The organism is Spirosoma humi (assembly GCF_054776575.1).
This window is the reverse complement of record NZ_BAAHBR010000008.1, coordinates 1,129,114-1,152,980: the sequence shown is the minus strand read 5'-3', so window position 1 is coordinate 1,152,980 and position 23,867 is coordinate 1,129,114. Positions and strand designations below refer to the sequence as shown.

Genomic DNA, 23,867 nt, shown 5'->3' with positions numbered 1-23,867 from the left:
GAGCGTGAGAAATATCACGGGTGCTGGGACGTCAGTCTGCTCAATGTTTCCCTGGTAATGCCCAGGTAAGAAGCGATCAGGCTTTTGGGAACCCGTTGCAACAGATCGGGATATTGTTGCAGCAAATAGTCGTAACGCTCTTTGGCATTAAAGCGAATGAGCGACAAAATGCGTTTTTGGGAGGCTACGTAACCCGCCGTGGTCTTCTTCCGGAAAAAGTATTCCATCGTCCGTAATTCGGCACAAAGTTTCTCGCGGTTTTCCAAAGAAATATAAAGCGTTTCGCTGTCCTCCAAACAATCTACATTTAAGGTTGCTTTGGTTTGGTTGTGGAAGGCTTCGGGGTCTGAAACCCACCAGTTTGCTGTGGCGAAAAGTACAATATGTGGTTTGCCTTTGTTGTCAAGATACCAGGATTTTAATAAACCGTTTAACACAAAATAATCGTACTTCACGTAGTCACCATCCTGAATGACGTATTGGTTTTTGAGAAACTTTCTATACGTAAAATGGGATAGGACATAGTCAAATTCCTCATCACTAATAGCGGTTATTTCTTCGATATGCTGACGTAAACTATGGCTCACTGGATTGCTGATGATTTGAAGTGACAAAATTAGTCATCGTAGCATTGCTTATGGTTGAACAACCATCTTCCGATGTTTCTCGCCCCATTGGCTTAACTGGTTCCAGATGGGCACTAATTCCAGGGCGATGGCGGTCAGTTCGTATTCCACTCGGGGAGGAACTTCGGCGTATACGGTGCGTTTCACCAGCCCTTCCTTTTCCAATTCCCGAAGCTGGAGCGTAAGCATGCGTTCGGTGATCCCGGTAATCTGGTTGCGAAGTTCGCTGAAGCGTAATTTCCCCTTTTCGAGTTTGCAAAGGATCAGCAGTTTCCACCGGCCGCCGACTTTGCATACGGCATACGTCAGGTTGCAGCTTTCTACGATGTAGTGCTCGTTCAGCCGATTGGTTGAGTTCTCTTTTCTCGTTCCCATCGCTTACAAATTTGATAGTACCATACAATCAGGTGTCTACCCGGCAAATTTAGGCGTTCCCCTATAGTTTTGGGCGTTTCATTCAACTAAAGCCAAGGATGTACACCAAAATTGTAACCTTCATTTTCAGCCTGACGCTAATCAACAGTTGGGCACAGACCACTTTATTGGAACAAAGGCTGGATCAGGTATCCAACCGGCTTGTTGCGGAACAACAGGTTGCGGGCGTTACCGTATTGCTGCTCAAAAACGGGAAAACAGTTTATAATAAAGCCTTTGGGTATGCCGATGTGGCCAATAAAACCCCGTTACGGACCGACCATATTTTCCGCATTGCTTCGCAAACCAAAGCCATCACGAGCGTAGCGGTGATGCTGCTGTGGGAAGAGGGAAAATTCCTGTTGGACGACCCCGTATCCAAGTACATCCCGGCGTTCAAAAATCCCAACGTACTGGGCCAGTTCAACCCGGCCGACAGCAGCTACATGACCGTTCCGGCACAGCGGGAGATCACCATCCGCGATTTGTTGCGGCATACGTCGGGCATTGGTTATCCGACCATCACGGACGATCATCGCATCCAGGCGATCTATGCCAAAGCGGGTGTTTTGTCGGGCATAGGCAGTAAGGCCCTGCTGAAGGATCAGGTAGAAAGATTGGCGAAAATGCCCTTGCTGCACCAACCCGGCCATGCGTTTACGTACGGGCTGAACACCGATGTATTGGGTTATCTCGTGCAGGTAGTGAGCGGCTTGCCGTTGGACGAATTTTTCCGCAAACGGATGTTCGAGCCGTTAGAAATGAACGATACGTATTTTACTCTTCCCCCGGCAAAAGCCAATCGACTGGTTTCCGTCTCGAAAAAAACAGCCAATGGCTTTCAAAAGATCACCCAACCTGTCTACGAAAACAGTCCGGTCGATTATCCGCTGGAAAAAGGCATTATGTTATCGGGCGGGGCCGGATTGAGTTCCACCACGGCAGATTATGCCCAATTTCTGCAAATGCTGCTGAACAAAGGCGTGTATAACGGAAAGCGAATGTTAGGGGCAAAAACCGTGGAGCTGATGACCACCAACCAGCTTTCGCCACAGGCCATTTCCCTAGGCGACCCTGATTTTCGCTTTGGGCTGGGTTTTGCCCTGGTGACGGAAGCCAACAAATTCGTCGGTTCCCCAAGCATTGGCACCTTCTATTGGGGCGGGGCATTCAACACGCATTACTGGGTAGACCCAAAAGAAAACCTCATTGGATTGGTCTTCACGCAGGAATATCTGCCCGCTTCCTATTGGGATTTGGGTACGTTGTATAAAAACGTGGTGTACGCTTCCTTTTGATAGCTCCTGTGGCGAACCTGTTCATCAGCAATAGATGCGTTGAAATCAGTCTTAAAATAAAGCATTAAACCATTGCAGTTACTTAAGTGAAAACATACGCATACATCGGAGCATTAGGGTTTTTAGCGGTTATTACCACAGAATTTGGCATCATCGGCATTCTGCCGCAGGTAGCTGAATATTACCAGATAAGCATTGACAAGGCGGGCTATTTATTAAGTGCCTTTGCCTTGGTTATTGCATTGACCGGGCCTTTTATGACCTTATTATTTTCGGGTTTCGACCGTAAGAACGTGATGGTTGCAGCGATCTCTATTTTTTTGCTGACCGGTATTGTTTCCTCTTTTTCACCGCCTTTCTGGTTACTGATGCTGGTACGGATACTGCCGGCCTTTTTACAGCCCGTTTATATTGCCACGGCTTTGTCCGTCGCGGTTGCACAAGGCAATAAACAGAACGAGAACGAATTGATGAGTATCGTATTCAGTGGCGTTGCCATTGCTATGGTAACCACCGTTCCGTTCGCTACGTATATGGCCAGCCTTTTTTCCTGGGAGTACTCGTTTATGGTACAGGCCATTATCAGTGTTTTGGCGTTACTTACGATCTGCCTGGTGTTGCCGCCCATGCCTGTAAAGGAGCGAAAATCGTATGGAAGTCAATTGAAAATATTGGCCAAACCAACGTTCATAGTCAGCACGGCGATGAATTTCTTTATGATTTCAGCCTGGTTTTCTACCTATAGTTACTTTGCCGATTACCTGAATAAAGCCAAAGATATGGACCGCACCATGATCAGTTATATGCTGTTTGTGTTTGGCATTGTCGGCGTATTGGCAACTTGGATCGCGGGAAAAATGCTGAATAAAAACGTCACCTGCACTACGGCCTTTTTTCTTTCAGGTACCCTGGTCATACCGATCCTGTTACCCCTTTCGGGGAACCATATCATCGCAACAACTATTGTAATCGCCCTATGGGGTTTTTATACTCGCCCAGTTTTCTGAATACTTCTACGTATATGATTTCGTCGGCACCGGAAGCCATGGCGTTTGCCAATAGCCTGGCTACCTCATTTGGCAACCTGGGCGTAACGGTGGGAACGACGGTTGGTGGATGGATTATTGTTACCAAAGGGGTGCAGTTCACGCCCTATGTGACCATCGTATTTGGCGGGCTGGCGTTTAGCATGATAATGTTACGCCAATACCTGGAAAGAAGGGCGGGTAATCAATGAACGGGAGCGATCGGAAGATTTCATTAACCAGAACCTCAAGAATGAAAGCCTGTCGCAATCAACCTTATTCGAAGTAGGTGGCAATCACGTATTTTGCCGAGTGAAAAAAGCATTTCGCTACTGAAAGGAATTTTTGACCGCATGTTCCGTGAAATCGGCTCGTTTGCTCGGTACAATCCATACGGGAACAAACCCTGGGGAAGCTACTTCGGTGTTAGGTCGGAATGGTGGATATTTTAGATAGTACGGATCAATAACTGGAAAATGAACATACAATTCGGAGCATCGTTGCTCACCTGGACACTGCCCGCCTGGACGGCCGAACGCGGTAAATATGCGATCGAACAATCGGCCCGGGCCGGCTTCGATCTGCTGGAAATACTGTTACCCGCCGATATGCAGATCGATACGGCAACGGTGAAGCAGCAATTACAAGACCACAAGCTGGGCGTCGTGTGCTCGCTGAATCTGCCTTCTTTCGCGCATATTCCATTCTATCCACAGGTGGCTGGCGAACTCATCAAAAAGGCGGTCGAAAAAACAGTGGAGCTGGGTGCCGAATTACTGGGCGGGGTATTGCATGGCGGTATCGGCGTATTCAGCGGGAAGCCGCTCACCCGTTTGGAAAAGCAGACGGTTTGCGATGTTTTAGGGGAAGCCGCCCGCTATGCGCAAAGCCTGGGCGTGCATATCGCCATCGAACCTATCAACCGGTATGAAAGCTACGTATGCACCTGCGCCGACGACGTACTCCAGATAATCGAGACGGTGAATCTGCCCAACATCGGGTTGCACCTGGATACGTTTCACATGAATATTGAAGAAGCGGGATTCATCAAGCCGGTTTTGGCAGCGGGCAGCCACCTGAAACATGTCCACATCACCGAGAGCGACCGGGGGATGCCGGGTGAGGGTAACGTGCATTGGGACGATTTCTTTCAGGCATTGACGAGCATCCACTACAAAGGAGCCCTGGTGCTGGAGAATTTTTCGTCCTCCGTACCGGGCATGGCGGAATGCGTATCCCTGTGGCGGCCCTCCCGGTACGACGCGGCTGAACTAGCGGCCGGCAGCCTGCGGTTTATACAGGAAAAATGGGCGGAACACAGTAAATAACGTGAATAATGGGTTGATATGATATGTAAGTCATGGATGATCAGAATACTAAAAGATAGTTTTTGTCATCCCGACGTAGGAGGGATCTTCGATAGCTAGAATATGCTGCTCTTAGCGAAGATCCCTCCTGCGTCGGGATGACAAAAATTGTTGATAATCAAAAAAATTAAACGGAAACTGAGACATTATTCACGTTAAATGAGCCCGGACTTCAACCGGGCATGTTCATTAGCTCAGGACCTGTTTACGGCCGGAAAAATAGCCCACACCCGGTGGGCTTAATCGCTGCTGCTTATGTTCAAGACCTTCTTTAATGCCTGGTGCATCACGCCCAGATCGACATCCACACCGGTCCAGTACCGTATGCCAATTACGCCCTGGTTAACCAGCATCTGCAATCCGTTTACCGTTTTGCAGCCTTTTGCCTTGGCTGTTCTGAGCAGGTCGGTTTCCGGCGGGTTGTGAATGCCATCCGCAACCACCATACGGGAAAGTAAACTATCGAAATCGATAGGCAATCGTTCCGTGATGTTCGGAAAAAGACCAATGCTGGTGGCATTGATGACGATGTCCGTGTCGGGCGCTATGCTGTATGTTTCGGCCCAGGGGTGATACTCGGTCATCGTGCCGACATTGCGGCTTACGAGTGCGGCCAATTCCCGGCCACGTGCTTCGCCCCGGTTTACAATCGTTATTTTTTGGGCACCCGCAAGGGCAAGTTCTACGGCCACGGCCCTTGCGGCACCTCCGGCACCAAACAGGGTTATTTTCCGTCCGGCAGGATCGATCACGTCTTTCAACGCCTGCACAAAACCTTTACCATCGGTATTTTCTCCGGTCAATTTGCCGTTACGGTGTACAATCGTGTTGACCGCACCGATCAGTTTGGCCGACTCGCCCAGTTCGTCCAGATAGTTGATTACCGCCACTTTGTGGGGAATGGAGCAGTTAAAGCCGGCCCAGCCCATAGCGCGGGCTCCCGTCACGGCTTTCTCCAGGTTTTCCGGGCTTACCTCGCAATTGATGTAACGAGCGTGTAAACCGTGATGTTGATAGGCGGCTTCCACCATGGCCACGGTCGGGTTTTCGGCTGCTGGCTGTGCAAATGAACCCGTGATGGCCGCTAAAAAGTCTATCTCCTCTAGCATTAGCGGATATACGTTTTAAGGGGATCTAAAAAAACAACGTTGTTTACTTTGGTTTTACCCTCCAGCATCTTTCCAAACTGCACCGTGTGGGCCTGTTGACGGTGTGTATCCAAGGCCTCCTGACTTTTGAATAGTTCGAAAAGCACAAACGTGTTTGGATTCCCTTTTTCGGTAGCAAGCGAAAATATCAGGCAGCCCGGTTCCTTTGATACCGCTTCCTGAATAAACCGGACCGCATTTTCGATTTCTTTTTCAGCACCTGGTTTGGGGGTGATCTGAGTGATTGCTGCAACATTCGTATTGTCGGTCGATTGTGCCATGATGTTGATTTTAGCGCATACAGTTATTGCCGTGATAAGCAGTAATTTCTTCCACTTCATATTTATAGATTGTGTCTTTTTTCGGTTACCTCACCGATAATATCATCCTGGTAACCTAACACCACCCTGGTGTTGGCATGATCCAGAAACGTAAGCTCATCCGGCCATACCTTTTCTTTATAGAATGTCGACGTGAGTACCTTGTCGAGCCCTTCTACACTGTCGAACCAAAGCTCGGCCGTTCCGTCAAAATCATCCACTTTAACTACGGAAGATACCTCGCTGACAGGATGCGTTTGCAAATAGCGGATCACATGGTCTTTTGCTTCCGGGATCTGCCTGAACAGCGGACCGTGTATTTCGATGTGATGTTTGACGAACTCGTCCCTTGTTAGTTTCGGGTTGCGTTTGAGCAACATGGTCATTTTGATCATACGGGTGGTTTGAGATAGTGAGGGTACTATTTTTCCGGCGTCCAGCGGTGCAGCGATTTGTCTTTTAAGCCGTCCGGGTAAGTGAGCAGTTCCACAAGCATTCCCCAGGGAGTTTTTCCATACACGCCTTTGTTGCGCGGGCCGTCTTCTACGTTGCTGAGTGGATGAGGGTTTGAAAGAAGTGTGCCGCCTGCCTTTTCAAATTGCCTGCTTGTCTTCTCTATATCATCCACATAAACAGCGATGTGCTGGAGCCCGTAATCGTTCAGCTTCGCAGCAGCTTTCTGCTCCGCTCCCGAAAACTGAAAAAGCTCCAGGGTGGGGCCATTGCCGATCTGCATCAGGCGCATATGAATAATCTTGCTCCCTTGCGGGATGCCCAATTGTTGTTCCGTTTCAGCCCCTTGAAAAGGCTCGGCTCCTTCCGGCAAAACGTCGTATACTGTTTTTGCGTCCAGCGCCTTGTTCAGAAATGCCGATGCAGCATTGACATCGGGAACGGTAATACCCACATGATCGATGCCTCTGAAATAACTGTTTGTGCTCATGCTGATTGGTTTATGGTTTTCTTTTTCCCCGGTTCCCTTCTGGCAGCCGGGCAATACGTACGTTGCGATGATGCACCCTGCTACCAGAATGATGGCGATCGGTTTCATACCCTTGATTTTTGATGATTCAGGGGAGCAAAGTTCTTTACCCGTTCCGCTTTTTTTCGGTATATTGAAAGGGGATTCCTGTATTTTTATCCTATCAAGTCAAGTTCCTGACATGAAAAAGCTGCAGTTTGAACAACTGGTGATTCACGACTACGAGGAACAAACGTTCCACTTGCCGGTACACGGGCATACGTACTACGAACTGGTGTATATACGCAAAGGAAAAGGGGTGCACTTGTTGAACAGGAATCGGTTTGCTTATCAGAAAGGAGACCTGTTCATGATGAGCCCGGAAGACGAACATTACTTTGAGATTGCCCAGAGCACCCATTTTACGTTCATAAAATTTACGGACGATTATTTCCGGGGGCATAAAATGGATGACGGAGCGGACGCTTTTATTTCCCTGACGCCGGAAACGATTATGCGCAACAAGCTGCTGAAGGAAACCAAACTTACCCTGGAGGAGCCTGCTCGTTCCATCCTGAAAAATACGGTGGAAAACATCGTGGCGTATGATCGCAGCAAGCAGGACATTGCCCGTTCGCCCTTCATTTTTCACCAGGTCCTGTCCATTTTAGGATTGATCAAGGAAACGGCGGCAAAGCTGAATATCCGCATCGACCGGGGGCAGCCAGACAAAGAGGAGTTGATTTCGTACCTGCACCAATACATCTACGATCCCGGTCGCATCCAGATCAAAGCCATAGCCGCTCATTTTGCTATTTCGCCCCATTATTTCAGCGATTATTTTAAAAACCGGTTTGGAATAAGCTACCGGACGTACGTTCATGATTACCGCCTGAGTATCATAGAAAAACGATTGGCGGTATCGTCGCTATCACTTTCCCAGATTGCGGATGAGTTTGGGTTTACGGACGAAAGCCACTTCAGTAAATTCTTTAAAACCCGTAAGAACGTCTCCCCCAAAGCGTATCGGAAAACGATTTTGCTCAATGGCCAGTAACGATACCCCGTATTGCAGGCCTTCTTTTAAAACAGCACAGGCTTCCGGTTTAGTGGAAGCCTGTGCCCTGTACGACGGCAGGAAACGGTAGGAAACCGTCTTAAAATAGGGTAGAATTAAATTCGTATCACGCTGGGAGCGTAAAATGATACTTTAGTATTAATAGCCATACATACACTTTTGAGCACAAATAGCGTCAGATAAGTGGGGGTTGACTCATCCGCCGATAGTCGATGATCAGGAACCCAGGCCCAACTCTTTTAAGAAGGTTTCCCGGTAGTTACTACTAATCGGGAGTTCAGATTTTCCAATAAAAAGGCGATTCCCTTCCGTATGACCAATTTTTGATTTGTTGACAAGAAAAGACCGGTGAATCCGGACAAACAGGGATGTGGGTAACAACTTTTCAACCGTGGAAAACGTCATCGCCGGCATCAGTGTGTTTTGGTAGGTGACGATTTTAGTATAATTCCCGCTGGCTTCGGCATAAAGCAAGTCATCGAACTGAATTTTGAAAATTTTCCCATCGGTTTTAATAAAAATATAGTCCTCTGGTTTGGTAGCTGGAGTAGCAGGAGGCTGGGGTACAAGCTGTAATCGTTCCAGTGCCTTGTCCACCGCGATGATAAATCGTTCCAGCGAAAAGGGTTTTAGTAAATAATCACAAGCAGCCAGGTCAAAGGCGTCCAGGGCATATTCTTTATAAGCCGTTGTGAAAATAACCTGAGGTGGATTTTTGAGTGTTTTCAAGAAAGTAACCCCATCCAAAACCGGCATGTTAATATCCAGAAATAAGATGTCCGCCCTGTGTTCAAGCAAAAAAGCCTTGGCTTCCATCGCGTTACCGATGGAAGCCAAAATCTGAAGGTAGGGTATGTGACCGCAGTAACTTTTGATAATATCCCGCGCAATCGGTTCGTCGTCTACGATCAGGCAAGTCGTTTTGTTCATTTTGCTTTCAGTCTCAGGATCACTTTGTAGCTTGTTTCTTCGTGCTCAATGGTCAGTTCGTGATCGCTTGAATTTGGATAAAGCAAGTTCAGCCGCTTTTGAACATTGGGAAGCCCAAAACCACTGTGCCTATCCAACCTATTGTGTTCCTTTGCTGGTTTTCCGCACGAATTTTTTATGGAGAACAGAATAAGGTTTCCCCAGGTTTTCAGCGAGATATCAATGTAGATACGTTCGTCAACGGTGTTCTTAGCATGTTTGAAGGCATTTTCTATGAATACAATTAACAGCATGGGGGCAATTTTAAGATTGGAATCCGAAACGTTTTCAATGTCGCTGGTCAGCACCAGCCTTTCCCCAATCCGGATTTTTTCAAACTCGATATAATTGTCAATGTACGTCAACTCGTCTTTCAATGAGACAAACGTTTCGTTGGCGTCGTACACCGAATATCGTAGCAACTCCGATAGTTTCAGCAGCAGCGGTGGAATTTTTTCATGCTGGGTAATGGATAATCCATATAGGTTATTTAAGGTGTTGAACAAAAAATGCGGGCTTAACTGGGATTGTAAAAGATGTAACTCGCTCTGGCTGTGAGCGGCCATACTCCGGGCTTCAAGTAGTTCTTTTTTTCCAATAGTCCTGACTACCTTAATCAGCATGCCCAGTGTAATACTGCTGACCATGAACGAAGTCCACTTAAGCAAAATAAACAATGCTGGGGAATCCCCAACCGGAAAGGCAAGTTGGGCTACTACTATTATGAAGCTGATAACCAGCATAGTAGCCGTAACAATGGCGAAGTTATTCAGATTTTTTACCTTATGGATTAAAAGCGCTGCGATGTATCTGCCGACGAAAATCCCGGCCATCATAAAAACGGTAATCGCCGTGGCAACGGCTTCATCGCCATTTACATGCAGGCGATTCATCAGAAAATCCATGGCAATCCATACTGGTGCGGACGCCACTGCTGCCAGTAGCAGGTAGACGGCGCTGGAATTTCGTTGTACTTGGTCTGATCGTGTACTCATCGCCTTGTCATTGATCGGTTATGATTACAAAAGTTCGCATTCTGGATTTAATCTATACATTATCCGGCCGAATCGAGACGAATTGCTGACAGAAGCCGTAAAGGCGGTGACGAATTGATTCAACACGAAAAAATCATCGTCTGTCAGCCATTTCAGGCGTTACGACACGATTGTTTTCGTCGCCCACTTAGGTAGTCAATCTTTGCTTCATCAGGTGTCTACAACCATTCATTGATGAAGCCATGAAAACGGTAAGTATAGTTTTAATCAATTTTTTATTGGCCATCTCCGGCTATGCTCAGACGTACGGGACGATCTCGGGAACGGTAAAAGACAGTGGCAACGAAGTTCTTCCCGGTACAACCGTTCGCTTGCGGAAGAGTGCAGACTCGACCCTACTGAAAGGAGAGATCACCGATGCGAACGGAAAATTTCAGTTCACAGCCTTAGAAAATGCCACCTACCTGCTTGATGTCAGTGCATTAGGGCAAAAAAGATTTATCAGCCTGCCTCTTACATTAAGCGAAGGGCACAATGCCATTATACTTCCCGTAATTATTCTGTCTCCTGCCAAAAGCGTGGCACTAAACGAAGTGGTGGTCAAAGCCAAAAAGCCGCTGATCGAGCAGCAAATTGACAAAACGATTGTCAACGTTGAGTCGATAATCAGTAGTGCGACCAGCAACGCCCTGGAAGTACTGGAAAAAACGCCGGGTGTTTCGGTGAACAATAACGGCGAAGTAAGCCTGAACGGAAGAAGCGGGGTGATGGTACTGATCGACGGACGAAGCAACTATATGTCGGGGCCCGATCTGGCAGCCTACCTGAAGTCGTTGCCGGGGGGCTTGTTGGACAAGATCGAACTGATTGATAATCCATCCGCGAAATACGATGCAGCAGGAAATGCCGTAATCGATATCCGATTGAAAAAGAGCAGGATAGGCGGGTTAACAGCCAGCCTTGCTGTGGGAGCAAACCAGGGTCGATACGCCCGAAGTAATGATGCTCTCAACCTCAATTACAATCGAAAAAAGATCAACCTTTTTGCCAATCTAGGGTACAGCTACGAGAAAAATTATAGCCAGGATGTTTTCGACAGGAGGTTTTATATGGCATCATCGGCCTTGCTTTCAACGGTTGACTTGACCAATGATCAGGTTTACAAAAATAAAGGAGTCAACGCCAGTTTTGGTCTTGACTTTACCGCAACTCCGAAAACAACGTATGGCTTGATTCTCAATTTGAACACGGGAAAAAGAAATGGCGTATTCGGCTATGAAAGTAAAAATTATGATGCCGATCATCATCTTGCAGTGGTCGGTACCGGCAGTACAAGTGGCGGTGACAATCGAACCAATACGGGCGTCAATGTCAACATGCTGCATAAGTTTACGACCAGCGGCCAGGAACTTTCAGTGGATGCTAACTACCTGAATTACCGGAATAATGGTACTCAGCTTTTACAAAATCGTGCCTACAACCCTGTGGGTGGACTTTTGGCTCAGAACGATTTTATCTATCGCATTCCTTCCGACATTCATATCTACACGGCCAAAGCTGATTATGTACAGCCCCTAAAAAACAAAGCCAGGCTGGAAACCGGCTTCAAATCTAGTTTGATTAAAACTGATAATATCTTCAACTACTATAACCTGGAAGCTAACACGGAAACCCTGAATAATACACAATCCAATCATTTCAAGTACAATGAGAATATCAATGCGGTTTATCTGAATGGGCAGAAATCGTGGACCCACATTGGTTTGCAACTTGGATTAAGAGTTGAAAATACCAATATCGAAGGGAATCAATTAGGTAACGCCCAGGTTGCCGGATCAACATTTACAAAGCATTATACCGGCCTTTTTCCCAGTGCGTATGTCAGCTTTAAACCGGATCAAGCAGCTAACAATACGTTTGGGTTGATGGTGGTAAGGCGCATTAGTCGGCCTAATTATCAATTGCTTAATCCCTTTCTTTTTCTGCGTGACCAATACACGTATAGTTCTGGAAATCCGGATCTGAACCCGCAATACCAGAGCCGGGTAGAGCTGAAATACCAGCGAAAACAATGGTTGAATATGGGTTTGAGTTATAATAAGTTTACCAGTTCCATCTTCCCGACGACGCAGACGATTGACACTATTTTTATCAACAAGCCCGATAATATTGCGGGTGGATTTATGGTGTTACTGAACACGAGCGTATCCACTGCGCTGACCAAATGGTGGTATACAAATACAACGCTACGTCTTTCGCGGGTTGGGCTCAACGGGAGGGTGTTATCAACCGATCTGGATTTTCAAACCAACATAGCCCGATTCGAACTAACTAATTATTTCACCTTTGGCAAAACGTTTTCGGCTGAACTGGGCGGGTATTACGCAAGTCGCGATTTCACGGGTCAGACCGTCACTGGTGGCATGTACCGCGTTAATGCATCAGTCCAAAAAAAGGTATGGGATGGTAAAGGCAGTATCAGGCTTTCGTTCGATGATATTTTTCACTCTTGGGTTTACCACAATCGTTCAATCAGCTTGGTACAATCAGAATACTTCCAGACGAATCGAACCGATACCAGGCGGATTGGCCTGGCATTTACTTATCGCTTCGGCAAAGAGACATTTGCTCGCAAGAGGAAACATACCAACAATGCATCGGACGAGGAGAAGGAAAGAATTTAACAATTTTACAACGAAACGGTAACGCGGCCTCAGAGACTTTGTACAAGTCGGTCTTCAAGGCCATTGCAGGACGTTGCTCTGAGCGTATTTAAACGTTCATCCTCTTAGTGTGCAGTCTTCTCAGCAGTTGGTATAGGAAAACTACACGGACCTTTCTTGACGCATTAGCCTGTGTGAGAGGCTACTTATAGGAAGTAAGGATACCCCTATATTGCAGGCTTTCTTTTAAAACAGCACAGGCTTCCGGTTTAGCGGAAGCCTGTGCCCTGTACGACGGCATGAAACGGTAGGATCAGTTATTGACCAGCTTCATGCTACCTTCCCCGTAGCGTTCACCAATTACCGGATATTGGTCCATCAAGTGGTCAATGGCCGCCAGATCGGCCTGCGTAAGACGGACCTCGATGGCGCCCACATTCTCTAATAAATACGTTCTTCGCTTGGTACCGGGAATAGGGATAATGTCCTCGCCTTGTGCCAGCACCCAGGCCAGCGCCAGTTGCGCTGGTGTACAATTTTTGTTGGCCGCCAGCTCAGCAAAGCCCGCAATCAGTTTTTCATTATTAGCCAGATTCTCCGGCTGGTACCGCGGAATTGTCCTCCGAAAATCATCATCGGCTAATGCGCTAACGTCCAGGGTATTGGTTACCAGTCCACGTGCCAGGGGTGAATAGGGAACGAGCGAAATTCCAAGCTCACGAACAGTGGGTAGAATCTCGTTTTCTACATCGCGGGTCAGCAGTGAATATTCACTTTGCAAGGCCGCAATCGGGTGTACGGCGTGTGCCTTCCTGATCGAAGCCGCCGAAGCCTCACTCAGCCCCAGATAGCGTACTTTGCCTTCTTTCACCAGGTCGGCCATGGCACCAACCGTTTCTTCGATGGGCACGTTCGGGTCAACACGGTGCGCGTAGTACAGATCAATGGTATCGATCTTCAGGCGTTTGAGGCTTTGTTCCACGGCTACTTTGATCCAGGCGGGGGAGCCGTCAAAGTAGGTGCCAACCGCACTGCTTGGCCCGGCCACACCGTCTTTAAAACGAAAACCGAACTTGGTCGCGATGAAAATCTTCTGCCGGTTCGGTACCAGTACTTTGGCAATCAGTTCTTCGTTGGCTCCGTTGGCATACATATCGGCTGTATCCCAAAAATTAATGCCCAGGTCAAGTGCGCTTTCCAGGGTTGCCAAACTTTCCTGTTCATCTACGGGGCCATACGCAAAGCTCATGCCCATACAGCCCAGGCCAAGCGCCGAAAGCTGCTCGCCCGTTGTTCCTAGTTTTCTGTAGTTCATCTTCGGAAGATTTTTTGTCCAGCAAAGGTAGACCCGAAGACGGCAGCCCTGTTTATAGCCACCAAACGGATAGTTATACTTTTCAAACAACTCACCTGAATTGCTTGGGCGCTAAACCGGTGTGTTTTTTAACGAAAAGGGTAAAATACGATGGATACTCAAAACCCAGACTGTAGGCAATATCAGCAACCGGCCAATCGGTGTGTTGCAACAGCGCCTTCGCTTCCCGGACAATCCGGGCTGTAATATGGGCGGTGGTGGTTTTGCCGGTAACCTCTTTAACCGAACGGTTAAGGTGATTGATGTGCACCGACAAGGCAGTGGCGTAGTCGGCAGGTTGTTTCAACTTGAGGGTGAGTGCGGGCGAATCAATCGGGAATTGCCTTTCCAACAGTTCAAGAAACAGATCGGCTATTCGCGAAGAGGCATTGGTGTAGGCATTAAACGGTGCGGCAGGACTGTTCCGCATCGCTTCGTGGATGAGCAGGTGTAAATAGCTCCGCAGAACGTCGTATTTATGCGGGTAACTGGAACACATTTCCTGCTGCATCTTTTGAAAGATAGTGGACAGTTCCTTCAGTTGAACGTCATCGGGAAAGAAAACCGGATGAGCACCAATCCGAAACAAGGGCGAATCCCGCAGGTTATTGATCCGCTCGCTGTGCTGGATAAAGTCTTCCGTGAACAGGCAATACCAGCCCGACTGCTCTGCTGATTCTGCCTCCCAGGAGTAAGGCACCACCGGGTTGGAAAACAAGAGTGCCGGGCGGTCAATCTGAATCCATTTGTCGGCGTAGTAAATTTTGCCTTTACCGATAATCAGGGAAACTTTGTAGAAATCCCGACGGCTATAAGGGCTCACTACCGCACAGGTCTCCCGGCTGAATACGTTGATATGCCCGATACCGGCATTATTCAGGGGAACATCGGTAGGCGAATGACGGGGAAGCCTGCTGTAAAAATCAAGGACCGTTTCAGCTTGTTTCATGCCGCTAATTTATAAAATTCAAACAAGACTACGGACGCGTACCGAAACGCTCCTACGCAGGGATAGGCTATTTCAGAATGACTACTCGAAGTTGGCAACGGAACTTGGCCCCGGAAAATCGGGGTGAATACGCCTATAGCTGCTCATCCGTTAGCAATGTTTGGGCCTTGCCGCTTTGGGTGGGACAACTGTCTGAACGAGGGTTTCGTGGAAACTGGGTGGATCGACGCTTTCGACGGTTTCATCGGCGTTCAGGAATGCTCAATTTTATAGTCCGCCATTAATTTTTTGCCATACTTGATGAGTGTCTCTACAACAGGAAGCGCTTCTTTTCCCTTTGCGAGTTTTACCGTATTTTTTATCTGTACTTTTTTATGTTTTAGCCATGATATTTCACTTGGCTTTAGCCAGTGTTATTGGCCTCTGAGTAAGAGGTGAAGCAGGATGGTAATTACATTGGTCGAGAGAATGAAATTCAGAAAGCCTCAAAACCCATCGCGGCACGGCTTTCAACAGCGATGGGCTTTGACGACGATACATTCATTGACCACTATTTTCATGGGCGGTAGTTTTCAACCATTCCTTGAGTCGGTAGAAATTCGTTCTGACAAATTGCAGGATGATCGCTAACTACCCCCCCTTTTCCAGCCACTCTTTAAACGGAGCTACTTTCAGGCGGCTGACGATGGCTGACTCGGCCAGGGGAACGACCAGCTTGAGCACGATTTTTCGGTTGAAATAGGGCTCAATCGACCGGATGGCGTTGCGGTTGATCAGCATTTGCCGGTTGATGCGGTAAAACTGATGCGGATTGCAAACCGACTCGATGTATTCCAGATTTTTCAGGAGTGGGTGCCGCTCTCCGCTGAAGGTATACAACTGAACGAGTTCGTGCTCAATTGTGATGGCGGCAATGTCTTTGGTGTAAATGACGATGGACTTTTCGCGGTGCTGGGTCAGAAAACTTTCCTGGTAATTTTTCTCCCGGGGAGGTACCAGCAAAGCGGGATTGATGGCTTTCTGACTGAAACTAGCCACCAGGTTTTTATACCGCGTCAGAGCTGCGTGGATTTCTTCTTCCCGAAACGGTTTGAGGATGTAATTGATGCCGTTGTTCTGGATAGCCGCCAGGGTATAATCGTCAAACGCCGTGCAGAAAATGATCGGAATCGAAACGTCGATGTACTGGAAAATGGCGAAACTGTGCCCGTCGGCGAGCTGAATATCCAGAAAGATCAGGTCGATTTTGCTGTGGTGCTTCGTCAGAAAAGCGACGGTTTCGGCGATGGATTCGAGCGTGGCCGTGACCAGAAAATTGTCGTCCTGCTCGATGATTTCTTTCAGGAGCTGGGCCGTGTGCTTTTCATCTTCCACAATCAATACGTTCATCAGATCAGTTTCAGTTTTACCGCAAACTGGGTGTCGGTTTCGTGGATGAGCAGGCCGTTCGTTACGTTCAGCAAGGTATAGCGTTGCCGGATATTATCCAGCCCGTAGCCCGATTTTTCGGACGGCGACAGTTTCGGTCGTTTTGGATTGCTGATCACTACGTAAAAATCGTCGGTGGTCGACAGGCTGATGTGCAGCGGATTCGCCGAGGTCATGGCGTTGTGCTTGAAGCAGTTTTCGACGACGATCTGTAAGGAAAGCGTCGGAATCAGGTAATTCAGCAGGGGCTCGTCGATTTGGAACGATATGTCCAGGTTGCCTTCGTTACGGGTCTGAATCAGAAACAGATACGATTTCAGAACACTTAATTCCTCCCGCAATGGAACCGTAGACGCTTCGTTGTACTTGAGGGTTTGCCGGTAGAAATCCGACAGGCTGATGATGAACTGTTCGGTGGAGGGGTGTTGCTTACGGGCCATCATCCGCAGCGTATTCAGGGAGTTGAACAGAAAATGCGGATCGACTTTGCTGCGTAATTGCTGGAGCTGCACCCGGTAGTTTTCGCTCTGCATCTGTTCTTTTTCCAGTTCCAGCCGGGCAATGCTGGAGCTGGCCCGGAGGGCGTACTGAATGATGAGAAAAAGAAGGCTGGCAAAAAAGAATTTGACGAGCAGGTTCCAGCGGATGGAGTCGGGGTGGCTGAATACGAAAAACGAAAAGAGACTGTAAACCAGTACGATATACAGCAGAATAATCGCCATTGTGAGGCCCCATCGGTAGCGACAGCTCTGGTTGGTCGTGTAATGCAGCAGGTACCAGAGCAGAAACAACACGACCGATGCGGAGCACCACCGGCTGTAAAAATCCAGTTTTCCGTCGGCCAGAGCGTCGGCGTTGGAGAAGAAATTAAGCCCCGGCAGAATGGCCGCCAGGGCTAGGGGAAGCAGCCGGTTTATGTTGAGTTTCATCGGTACAATAGGCTCACTCGGTTTGATTCAAGTACTAAAGCACGACTAGTTCAACCTGTTTTGTAGCGGTGTTTTTGTCATGCTGACGAAGGAAGCATCTTCGGTAGTTAAAAAATAGCTGTTACCGAAGATGCTTCCTTCGTCAGCATGACAAAAAATGATCTAATCTATTTTTGATGAGCCACTTAACACCAGATGATAGCTGACCTGCATGCGTAGTCCACGGCCATTGAGATCGGTTACGGGTTGGGCATGTTTCCCTAGGGGGAACGTAATAATCGACCAGTAGGGGGCACTGTCATTGTTGTAAAGTTGAAGCTGATTCCGAAAATCGTAGCCCAATCCGGCCGAAAATTTATGCCGCTTTTTTACCGTTACGGCCAGCGAACTGACCCCAGACCATTGCGTCACCTGAACGTACTGGCTGTGCCGGCTCTCCTGCGAAAGCCGATAGCTGGTCAAGTTACCCGAAATTTCGTTTACCCAGCTCATCGACTCACTGAACCGATATTCCAGACGGGGGCGAATGGGCAGTAGTCCCGATAGGTGCAGCCGGTCGCTGATGGCGTAGTTGATGGCAATAAACGGGTTGATCTGATAACCGAAAAATTGCCGGACAAACTGTACGCCCGAACCACTCGTCAGCCGGGGACTGTGCCGAATCGTGTAACTCCCGCCGATGGCGTACCGCATGTCTTCTCCGCTGATGTCGACAAAATCGGAGTATAACCCGCCCTGCACAAACAGCTGGAGTTTGGTCGTTTCGCTGTAATTCCGTTGCCAGAACAGGTTGAGATCGAGTCGGGTGACCGAAAAACTCCCTTTGTCGTTCAGAGCAAGCGTACCGGTATTGACTTGAAAACGACCTCCGATCATCCGTTTGTCGGTTTTCAGAATCGGGAAATTCAGAAAGGCGGCCACGCTGTTTACCTGACCTTTCAGCGAATCGCTGGTAAAGCGGCTATGCCGGTATTCCAGACCCGCCACCTCCAGATTGGGGCGTTGGGCCCGGGCCGCAAACGGGATCAGAACCGCCCCCAGAAACCATAGAATCCGGGCGGCTGAAAAATGCATCGCGAGCGGCATGGTTTAGGCCCCCACAATTTTACCGTCCACCATTTCGATCACCCGGTCGCAGTTGGCCGCAAACTCATCGTCGTGCGTGACGGCAATGATGGTTTGGCCGCGTTCTTTTGCCAGTTGCCGGAAAATATCGAACACCACTTTGGTATTTTTGGAGTCCAGATTGCCCGTCGGTTCGTCGCCCATGATGATCGCCGGGTCGTTGATCAGGGCACGGGCGATGGCAACTCGTTGCTGCTGTCCACCCGAAATGCGGGACGCTTTTTTGTCCTCGTGCCCTTTGATGTCCAGCATATACAGGAGTTCTAGGGCTTTGGCCCGAATCTGTTCGGGAGGTTGCTTGCCCAGTTTCAGGGCAGGTAACATGACGTTATCCACCACCGAAAACTCCGGGAGCAGGTAGTGAAACTGGAACACGAAGCCGATGTGCTCGTTCCGAAACCGGGCCAACTCGTTCTGTTTGAGTCCCGTAAGCCGGGTTCCATTGATCTGGATCGTACCCTCGTAATTCGTATCCATCGTGGAGAGCAGATACAGGAGCGTCGATTTCCCGGAACCCGATTTGCCGATCAGGGCCAGAAATTCGCCCGGCTGCACGTCGAACGAAATGCCTTTCAGCACCTGAAGGGTTTCGGGTTCGTGAAAATATTTGATGATGTTGTTGACCGACAGAGCAGGTTGCATGATTAGCCTCTTAAGATTTCTACGGGATCGATTTGGGATGCTTTCCGGGCGGGCAGATACCCCGCGACGAGCGTGGTCAGGAGACCGAACACCAGGGCCATGACGTAGTCGGTGGGGATGTAGGCGATGGGTAAGGTCGTGAGCGACGCGATTTTGAACGGTATCCGATCGACGCCCGCCGAGATGAGAAAGCCCAGCAACAGCCCCACCAGTCCGCCTATAAACCCGATGATAATCGACTGAATCAGAAAGATTTGCACAATGTCTTTGCCGTCGAAACCCATTGCTTTGAGAATGGCAATCTCCCGCATTTTCTCGTTCACCGTCATGTTCATAATGTTATAAATACCGAATCCGGCGACGATCAGGATGGTCAGGGAAACGGTGATCGCCAGAATATCGCGGAGCACGTTGGCCGATTCCAGTTGCGAGTTGCCTTCCTGCCACGGCTCTGTTTTGTACGAAACCGACGACCCAACGCGTTGGGCTACGGTGCGGGCATTGTTGTAGTTCCGCACGTTTGCCAGTATGTCCGTGGCGTAACTCTGGTTTTTCGACAGCAACTGACGGGCCGCCTGAATCGAAATGATGGCCCTGGATTTATCGACGCTGGCGGTGCCGGTTTCGATCAGGCCAACCACTTTGTAGGTTTTCAGGATGCCGCCGGACGTACTGAGTGAGATGATGTCGCCCATCTGGGCACTGATTTTGTCGGCCAGACCCGTCCCCAGAATTACCCCGTCGTTGCGTCGTTGCAGGTCATACAAATCGCCCTCCGTTAGGTATTGAGCGGTATGGAACAACTGATTTTCGTTTTCAATATCGACCCCCGACAGGCTACCACTTACTTTGCTGACCCCGTTGTGGAAAAACACGTTTTCGTTGAGCTGCTCCGTAACCGCCACTACGTCGGGAATCGATTCCAGCAGTTCCCGAATCGGTTCGGCGTTTTTGATGCCTTCCGTGTACTGAATTCGTTTGGGGTTGCTGATGAACTGCACCGTATCTGCCCCCCTGGGAACGGGCAGGAGCGGGTTGGTTTCCTTGGGCAGATCGTTGTACACCCGGATATGGCCCATTGTACTGAAAGCCAGGTCCGTCTGGGTGTCGTTGACCCCGCTGGTGAAGCTGTTCATGAAAATGTACATCGAGATCCCAAACGTGACGCTCAGGACGGCCACGATCAACTGACGTATTTTGGACGTCAGATGAACCCAGGCAATTTTGTTGTTGACACTCATGGCCTTATTCATTGGTGCGAAGAATGACGTCTTTATCCGAAATACCCGACCGGACTTCTACCCAGTCTTTGCTTTTGTAGCCCGTAACGATGGCTTTCTGATCGCCTGATTCGAGGGTAACGTACTTGCCTTTGCTCAGGTAAGGGGCCGGAATAACCAGTACGTTATGGCGGGTGCCGGTGACGACATTGGCCTGCAACTGAGTCCCCGAAAACAGCACCGCAGGCGGCTGGAGCAACTGAGCTTCCACGACATACGATTGCTGACTTTCGTCGAAAGCCGGGTATATTTTCGACAGTTGAGCCTTGAAAATCGAATCGGGATAGGTATTCAACTGCACGCTAGCCGACTGACCGAGTTTGATTTTGGCGATGTCTTCTTCCGCCACAAACAGCTTCATCACGCTCGCTCCGCTGCCAATCCGGGCAATGATTTCGCCCTTACGAACCAGCTCGCCTTCTTTCTTATAAACGGTCAGCACCTGCCCGGGCCGGGTGGCTTTGACTTGGTAATCAGCCAGTAAGGACTGTTGCCTATTAACCTGGGTTCGGCTGGTTGCGGCCTGAAGCTTCAGCGACCGTTCCAGTTCCTGGTAGTTCTTTTTCAGTATGTCCAACGCACTAGTCGATGCCTTGTATTGCAGCTCGGCTTTTTCCAGATCCAGTTGCGACACCGAATTACTAGCCCGCAGGGTTTTATACCGCTGCCAGTTGGTCCGGTCCTGCTCCAACTGCGTGTTGGCCTGGTCGATCTGCACGCGGAGCTGACTCAGTTGGGGCGACTGGGGCGAGGCATTGCGGGCCGCATCCGTGTAGACGAGTTTGGCTTCGGTAAGCTGGTTGGCCGGAACATCGCTTTTGATGTGGGCCAGCACCGCCCCCGCCAGCACCAGATCGCCTTCTTTGATCGACAACTGTTGCAGCGTCCCGTCGACGTTGGCCGCCACGACGTATTCGTTTTCCTGTTCCAGATGCCCACTAGCAAACACCGCTTCGTCAATCGTTTTGCGTTGGGGCGTTGTTTTTTCTGGATTATGGCAGGCGGCCAGCACCCAAAGGCAGGTAGCCAGGCTGGCATATTGGCTGAATGAATGGGGATTAGTCATGCTGAAAATCGAGTTGACGGATGAAGATTTTGTACTGGGCCACGCTGTAATTGCTCAGGCTCTGGATGTAATCGTTCTGGGTTTTGAAGAGGTCATTGAGCTTGTCGAGTCGTTCGTCCAGGCTGATGATGCCTCCGTCGTAGCGGTGCTGTACGTGCCGGTCGTTCTGTTCCTGCAAGGTCAGAATCTGCCGGGTTTTCTGTAGTTGACCAAAGCTCTGTTCGTACTGAAGCAGCAACGTTTGGTCTTCCTGAGCGACCTGGTTTTTCGCCTGCGTCAGTTGCAGTTGCTGGGCTTTGATACTCAGTTTCGACTGGCCGATTTTCTCTCGTGTGGCAAAACCCGTGAAGACCGGTACGTTCAGTCGCACACTCAGAAATTGCTGGGGCAGTTGGTTAGCGTTAGTGAAATTCAGAAACCCATCGGTGGCCCAGGAATAATTGTACTGATACCCCACCGACAGGGAAGGATACAGCAGCGATTTACTTTGAGAAAGCTGAGCCGTTGCCAATTGAAGCATTGATTGCTGAAGCAGAATGGCCGGATGTGTAGGGGCAAACGACACAGGCAACGCCGATTCGGTGGGTTGCTGCCAGGTCTCGGTCAGGATAAGGCTATCTGTAGTATTCAGTTGATTCTGAAGGTCGTAGGACAACTGTCGATACTGGGTGCGGATGTCGGCGAGTGTACGTTCGGACTGTAACTGCTGGATCGTGGCCCGGTTCCGCTGCTCCTCGCTCACCAGTCCCTGAGCGTATTTGTCGGCGACGTGTTGGGCAATGGCCGATGTGGTGGCCAGATTTCGGACATAGACGGTTTCGATTTCGCGGCTCAGCAGCAGGGCGTAGTACGTATTGGCCAACTGGTTGTACATCGCGTAGCGGGTTTGGGCCGTTTGCACGGCGGCCACGTGGGTCTGTACGCCAGCGGTTTTGGCCGCGAACCATTTCTGGAAATTCAGCACGTCCCACTGGGCCTGAATGCCCGTCGTGTAGAAAAACTGCCGGCCAAAGGTCAGTTCGCGGTAGCTGTCATCGGGAGCCGATGGATTGGTCAGTTTCGCGGGAACCAGCGTGGGTTGCAGCGTGATGTTATCGGTAAACGCCCCCGTACCGTTGATGGTGGGCAGGCGATACGCGTTCGCCTGCTTCTCCGCCGAACGGCTGATCTCTTCCTGAAGCCGGGACGTTTGCAGTGGCAGGGCGTGCTGGTCGGCGTAGCGAAACACCTCGGGCAAGGAACCGAATTGCTTTTGGGCCACCGCCATCGACGGCACCATCAGCCAGAGCCACGCCAGTAGGACGGTGCCAGTGAGTGAGTTGTCTGGACGCATGGCTTACCGTTTTGTCCAGGTTTCTGACTTCGAGAGGAGGCCCACCGAGCCCGTAATTTCGAGTGTGTGCCCATCCAGCACACGGGCCGAGCATTTGGCCGTTTTGCCTTTCTTGATCAGGAACAGCGTGCCGTTCTTAAACGACTTGCCATCCTTGGAGGTTAGTCCGGCAATTTGCTTCTTCCCGACCAGCGTTTTATCGTCGGCCTCCCGGATGAAGGCGTCGTAGGCGTTGCCATTTTTCACAAATTCGATGACCCGGCTTTTGTCATCGCTGGTCCATTTACCGGTAAGAAGGTCGCTGCCCGATTGGGTCAGCAGGTGCAGGCTCAGGAGAAATCCGGCCAGAATTGAGCTGATTGTTTGCATAACACAATTGGTTTGGTTGGTTGCAAACATGGCCCATGCTGGCCCGCTGAATGGTGAATTTCAGGCTGAATTGAACCGATTGGCGGGTGGATTGAACAGAGGGGGAGGTTAGTTGAACGGTTTTATTTGACAGGATTAACAGGATTGACAGGATTTGTTATGGGTAGTTGAAAAATCCTGTCAATCCTGTTAATCCTGTCGAAAGAATTTGATCTACATCAAGGTTTCAGCGTGCGGACTTCGGGACTTATGAAAAATTAATTAGCTGAACTAGGTGACTCACGCGTTCCCTTTACATTCTTTGCATACTGAATGTTTTCGTCACTGCTTGAATACTATCACGAAACGCGCCTATTTAAGACAGCATTTACCTGCCTGCCTCATAGAGATTACGTTTAACGAGTCCACTGCAATCGTATGCGACTAATTGAAAACGACCGAAAGCTTACTTATTCAGGTAAATCGGCAATTAAACAATTAAGCCTAACTTTGACTACAATGAAGGGTGTCTATCAGATGACCTCTTCC

The 23,867-nt window shown here is 49.3% G+C and carries 24 protein-coding genes; 6 read left to right on the top strand and 18 right to left on the bottom strand.

What is annotated here, in order from left to right:
- Window positions 1–14: 14 nt before the first annotated feature.
- Window positions 15–587, bottom strand: coding sequence for a Crp/Fnr family transcriptional regulator (locus ACYU8Y_RS13590; protein ID WP_460938035.1), 573 nt, complete (start codon window positions 585–587; stop codon window positions 15–17).
- Between the two features lie 48 nt (window positions 588–635).
- Window positions 636–1,001, bottom strand: coding sequence for a winged helix-turn-helix transcriptional regulator (locus ACYU8Y_RS13585; RefSeq protein WP_460938033.1), 366 nt, complete (start codon window positions 999–1,001; stop codon window positions 636–638).
- Between the two features lie 98 nt (window positions 1,002–1,099).
- On the opposite strand from ACYU8Y_RS13585, the gene ACYU8Y_RS13580 reads away from it, so the two are divergent.
- The 4 genes from ACYU8Y_RS13580 (at window position 1,100) to ACYU8Y_RS13565 (ending at window position 4,691) form a co-directional block, all read left to right on the top strand.
- Window positions 1,100–2,338, top strand: coding sequence for a serine hydrolase domain-containing protein (locus tag ACYU8Y_RS13580; RefSeq protein WP_460938032.1), 1,239 nt, complete (start codon window positions 1,100–1,102; stop codon window positions 2,336–2,338).
- A gap of 86 nt (window positions 2,339–2,424) precedes the next feature.
- Entirely contained in the window at window positions 2,425–3,345 is a 921-nt protein-coding gene (locus ACYU8Y_RS13575) for an MFS transporter (protein ID WP_460938030.1), read from the top strand.
- A 14-nt stretch (window positions 3,346–3,359) separates the two neighbouring features.
- On the top strand, window positions 3,360–3,575 hold the full coding sequence (locus ACYU8Y_RS13570; RefSeq protein ID WP_460938028.1) for a hypothetical protein: 216 nt from the start codon (window positions 3,360–3,362) through the stop codon (window positions 3,573–3,575).
- Between the two features lie 264 nt (window positions 3,576–3,839).
- Window positions 3,840–4,691 carry a sugar phosphate isomerase/epimerase family protein gene (locus tag ACYU8Y_RS13565; RefSeq protein WP_460938027.1) on the top strand — a complete coding sequence of 284 codons (852 nt, stop codon included), beginning with the start codon at window positions 3,840–3,842 and terminating at the stop codon, window positions 4,689–4,691.
- A 278-nt stretch (window positions 4,692–4,969) separates the two neighbouring features.
- Here the strand turns inward: ACYU8Y_RS13565 and aroE are convergent, their stop codons facing one another.
- Genes aroE through ACYU8Y_RS13545 form a run of 4 tightly spaced genes read right to left on the bottom strand, consistent with a single transcriptional unit; the run spans window position 4,970 to window position 7,249 of the window.
- Window positions 4,970–5,839 (bottom strand): shikimate dehydrogenase, encoded by an 870-nt coding sequence (gene aroE, locus ACYU8Y_RS13560; RefSeq protein ID WP_460938025.1) that lies wholly within the window; start codon window positions 5,837–5,839, stop codon window positions 4,970–4,972.
- Window positions 5,839–6,219, bottom strand: coding sequence for a putative quinol monooxygenase (locus ACYU8Y_RS13555; RefSeq protein ID WP_460938023.1), 381 nt, complete (start codon window positions 6,217–6,219; stop codon window positions 5,839–5,841). The genes aroE and ACYU8Y_RS13555 overlap by 1 nt, the downstream gene beginning before the upstream one ends.
- A 2-nt stretch (window positions 6,220–6,221) precedes the next feature.
- The gene (locus tag ACYU8Y_RS13550; RefSeq protein ID WP_460938021.1) at window positions 6,222–6,593 is read right to left on the bottom strand and encodes an EthD domain-containing protein; all 372 of its coding nucleotides are present in this window, start codon (window positions 6,591–6,593) and stop codon (window positions 6,222–6,224) included.
- 26 nt (window positions 6,594–6,619) lie between these two features.
- The gene (locus tag ACYU8Y_RS13545) at window positions 6,620–7,249 is read right to left on the bottom strand and encodes a VOC family protein (protein WP_460938020.1); all 630 of its coding nucleotides are present in this window, start codon (window positions 7,247–7,249) and stop codon (window positions 6,620–6,622) included.
- A gap of 112 nt (window positions 7,250–7,361) precedes the next feature.
- Here ACYU8Y_RS13545 and ACYU8Y_RS13540 point away from each other — a divergent pair, with 112 nt between their 5' ends.
- Entirely contained in the window at window positions 7,362–8,216 is an 855-nt protein-coding gene (locus ACYU8Y_RS13540) for an AraC family transcriptional regulator (protein ID WP_460938018.1), read from the top strand.
- Window positions 8,217–8,453: 237 nt separating this feature from the next.
- Here ACYU8Y_RS13540 and ACYU8Y_RS13535 read toward each other — a convergent pair whose 3' ends face one another.
- Window positions 8,454–9,167: a LytR/AlgR family response regulator transcription factor gene (locus ACYU8Y_RS13535; RefSeq protein ID WP_460938016.1), complete on the bottom strand. Its 714-nt coding sequence runs from the start codon at window positions 9,165–9,167 to the stop codon at window positions 8,454–8,456.
- Complete coding sequence (locus ACYU8Y_RS13530) at window positions 9,164–10,201, bottom strand: sensor histidine kinase (RefSeq protein ID WP_460938014.1); 1,038 nt, start codon at window positions 10,199–10,201, stop codon at window positions 9,164–9,166. Before ACYU8Y_RS13530 ends, ACYU8Y_RS13535 begins: the two co-directional genes overlap by 4 nt.
- Window positions 10,202–10,443: 242 nt before the next feature.
- On the opposite strand from ACYU8Y_RS13530, the gene ACYU8Y_RS13525 reads away from it, so the two are divergent.
- Window positions 10,444–12,885, top strand: a complete 2,442-nt coding sequence (locus ACYU8Y_RS13525) for an outer membrane beta-barrel protein (protein WP_460938012.1) — start codon at window positions 10,444–10,446, stop codon at window positions 12,883–12,885.
- 292 nt (window positions 12,886–13,177) lie between these two features.
- Here the strand turns inward: ACYU8Y_RS13525 and ACYU8Y_RS13520 are convergent, their stop codons facing one another.
- The 10 genes from ACYU8Y_RS13520 to ACYU8Y_RS13475 all read right to left on the bottom strand — a co-directional run bounded on the left by ACYU8Y_RS13520 (window position 13,178) and on the right by ACYU8Y_RS13475 (window position 23,339).
- Window positions 13,178–14,179, bottom strand: a complete 1,002-nt coding sequence (locus tag ACYU8Y_RS13520; RefSeq protein WP_460938010.1) for an aldo/keto reductase — start codon at window positions 14,177–14,179, stop codon at window positions 13,178–13,180.
- 91 nt (window positions 14,180–14,270) lie between these two features.
- The gene (locus tag ACYU8Y_RS13515) at window positions 14,271–15,167 is read right to left on the bottom strand and encodes a helix-turn-helix domain-containing protein (RefSeq protein ID WP_460938007.1); all 897 of its coding nucleotides are present in this window, start codon (window positions 15,165–15,167) and stop codon (window positions 14,271–14,273) included.
- A gap of 630 nt (window positions 15,168–15,797) precedes the next feature.
- Complete coding sequence (locus tag ACYU8Y_RS13510) at window positions 15,798–16,556, bottom strand: LytR/AlgR family response regulator transcription factor (protein ID WP_460938005.1); 759 nt, start codon at window positions 16,554–16,556, stop codon at window positions 15,798–15,800.
- Entirely contained in the window at window positions 16,556–17,524 is a 969-nt protein-coding gene (locus ACYU8Y_RS13505; protein ID WP_460938003.1) for a sensor histidine kinase, read from the bottom strand. The genes ACYU8Y_RS13510 and ACYU8Y_RS13505 overlap by 1 nt, the downstream gene beginning before the upstream one ends.
- A gap of 162 nt (window positions 17,525–17,686) precedes the next feature.
- Entirely contained in the window at window positions 17,687–18,598 is a 912-nt protein-coding gene (locus tag ACYU8Y_RS13500; RefSeq protein WP_460938001.1) for a DUF6268 family outer membrane beta-barrel protein, read from the bottom strand.
- Between the two features lie 15 nt (window positions 18,599–18,613).
- Entirely contained in the window at window positions 18,614–19,291 is a 678-nt protein-coding gene (locus ACYU8Y_RS13495; RefSeq protein ID WP_460937999.1) for an ABC transporter ATP-binding protein, read from the bottom strand.
- A gap of 2 nt (window positions 19,292–19,293) precedes the next feature.
- Window positions 19,294–20,544: an ABC transporter permease gene (locus ACYU8Y_RS13490; RefSeq protein ID WP_460937997.1), complete on the bottom strand. Its 1,251-nt coding sequence runs from the start codon at window positions 20,542–20,544 to the stop codon at window positions 19,294–19,296.
- Window positions 20,537–21,637: an efflux RND transporter periplasmic adaptor subunit gene (locus tag ACYU8Y_RS13485; protein ID WP_460937995.1), complete on the bottom strand. Its 1,101-nt coding sequence runs from the start codon at window positions 21,635–21,637 to the stop codon at window positions 20,537–20,539. The genes ACYU8Y_RS13490 and ACYU8Y_RS13485 overlap by 8 nt, the downstream gene beginning before the upstream one ends.
- Complete coding sequence (locus tag ACYU8Y_RS13480; protein WP_460937993.1) at window positions 21,630–22,970, bottom strand: TolC family protein; 1,341 nt, start codon at window positions 22,968–22,970, stop codon at window positions 21,630–21,632. The genes ACYU8Y_RS13485 and ACYU8Y_RS13480 overlap by 8 nt, the downstream gene beginning before the upstream one ends.
- Window positions 22,971–22,973: 3 nt before the next feature.
- Window positions 22,974–23,339 (bottom strand): DUF2147 domain-containing protein, encoded by a 366-nt coding sequence (locus ACYU8Y_RS13475; RefSeq protein WP_460937991.1) that lies wholly within the window; start codon window positions 23,337–23,339, stop codon window positions 22,974–22,976.
- Window positions 23,340–23,867: the final 528 nt, after the last annotated feature.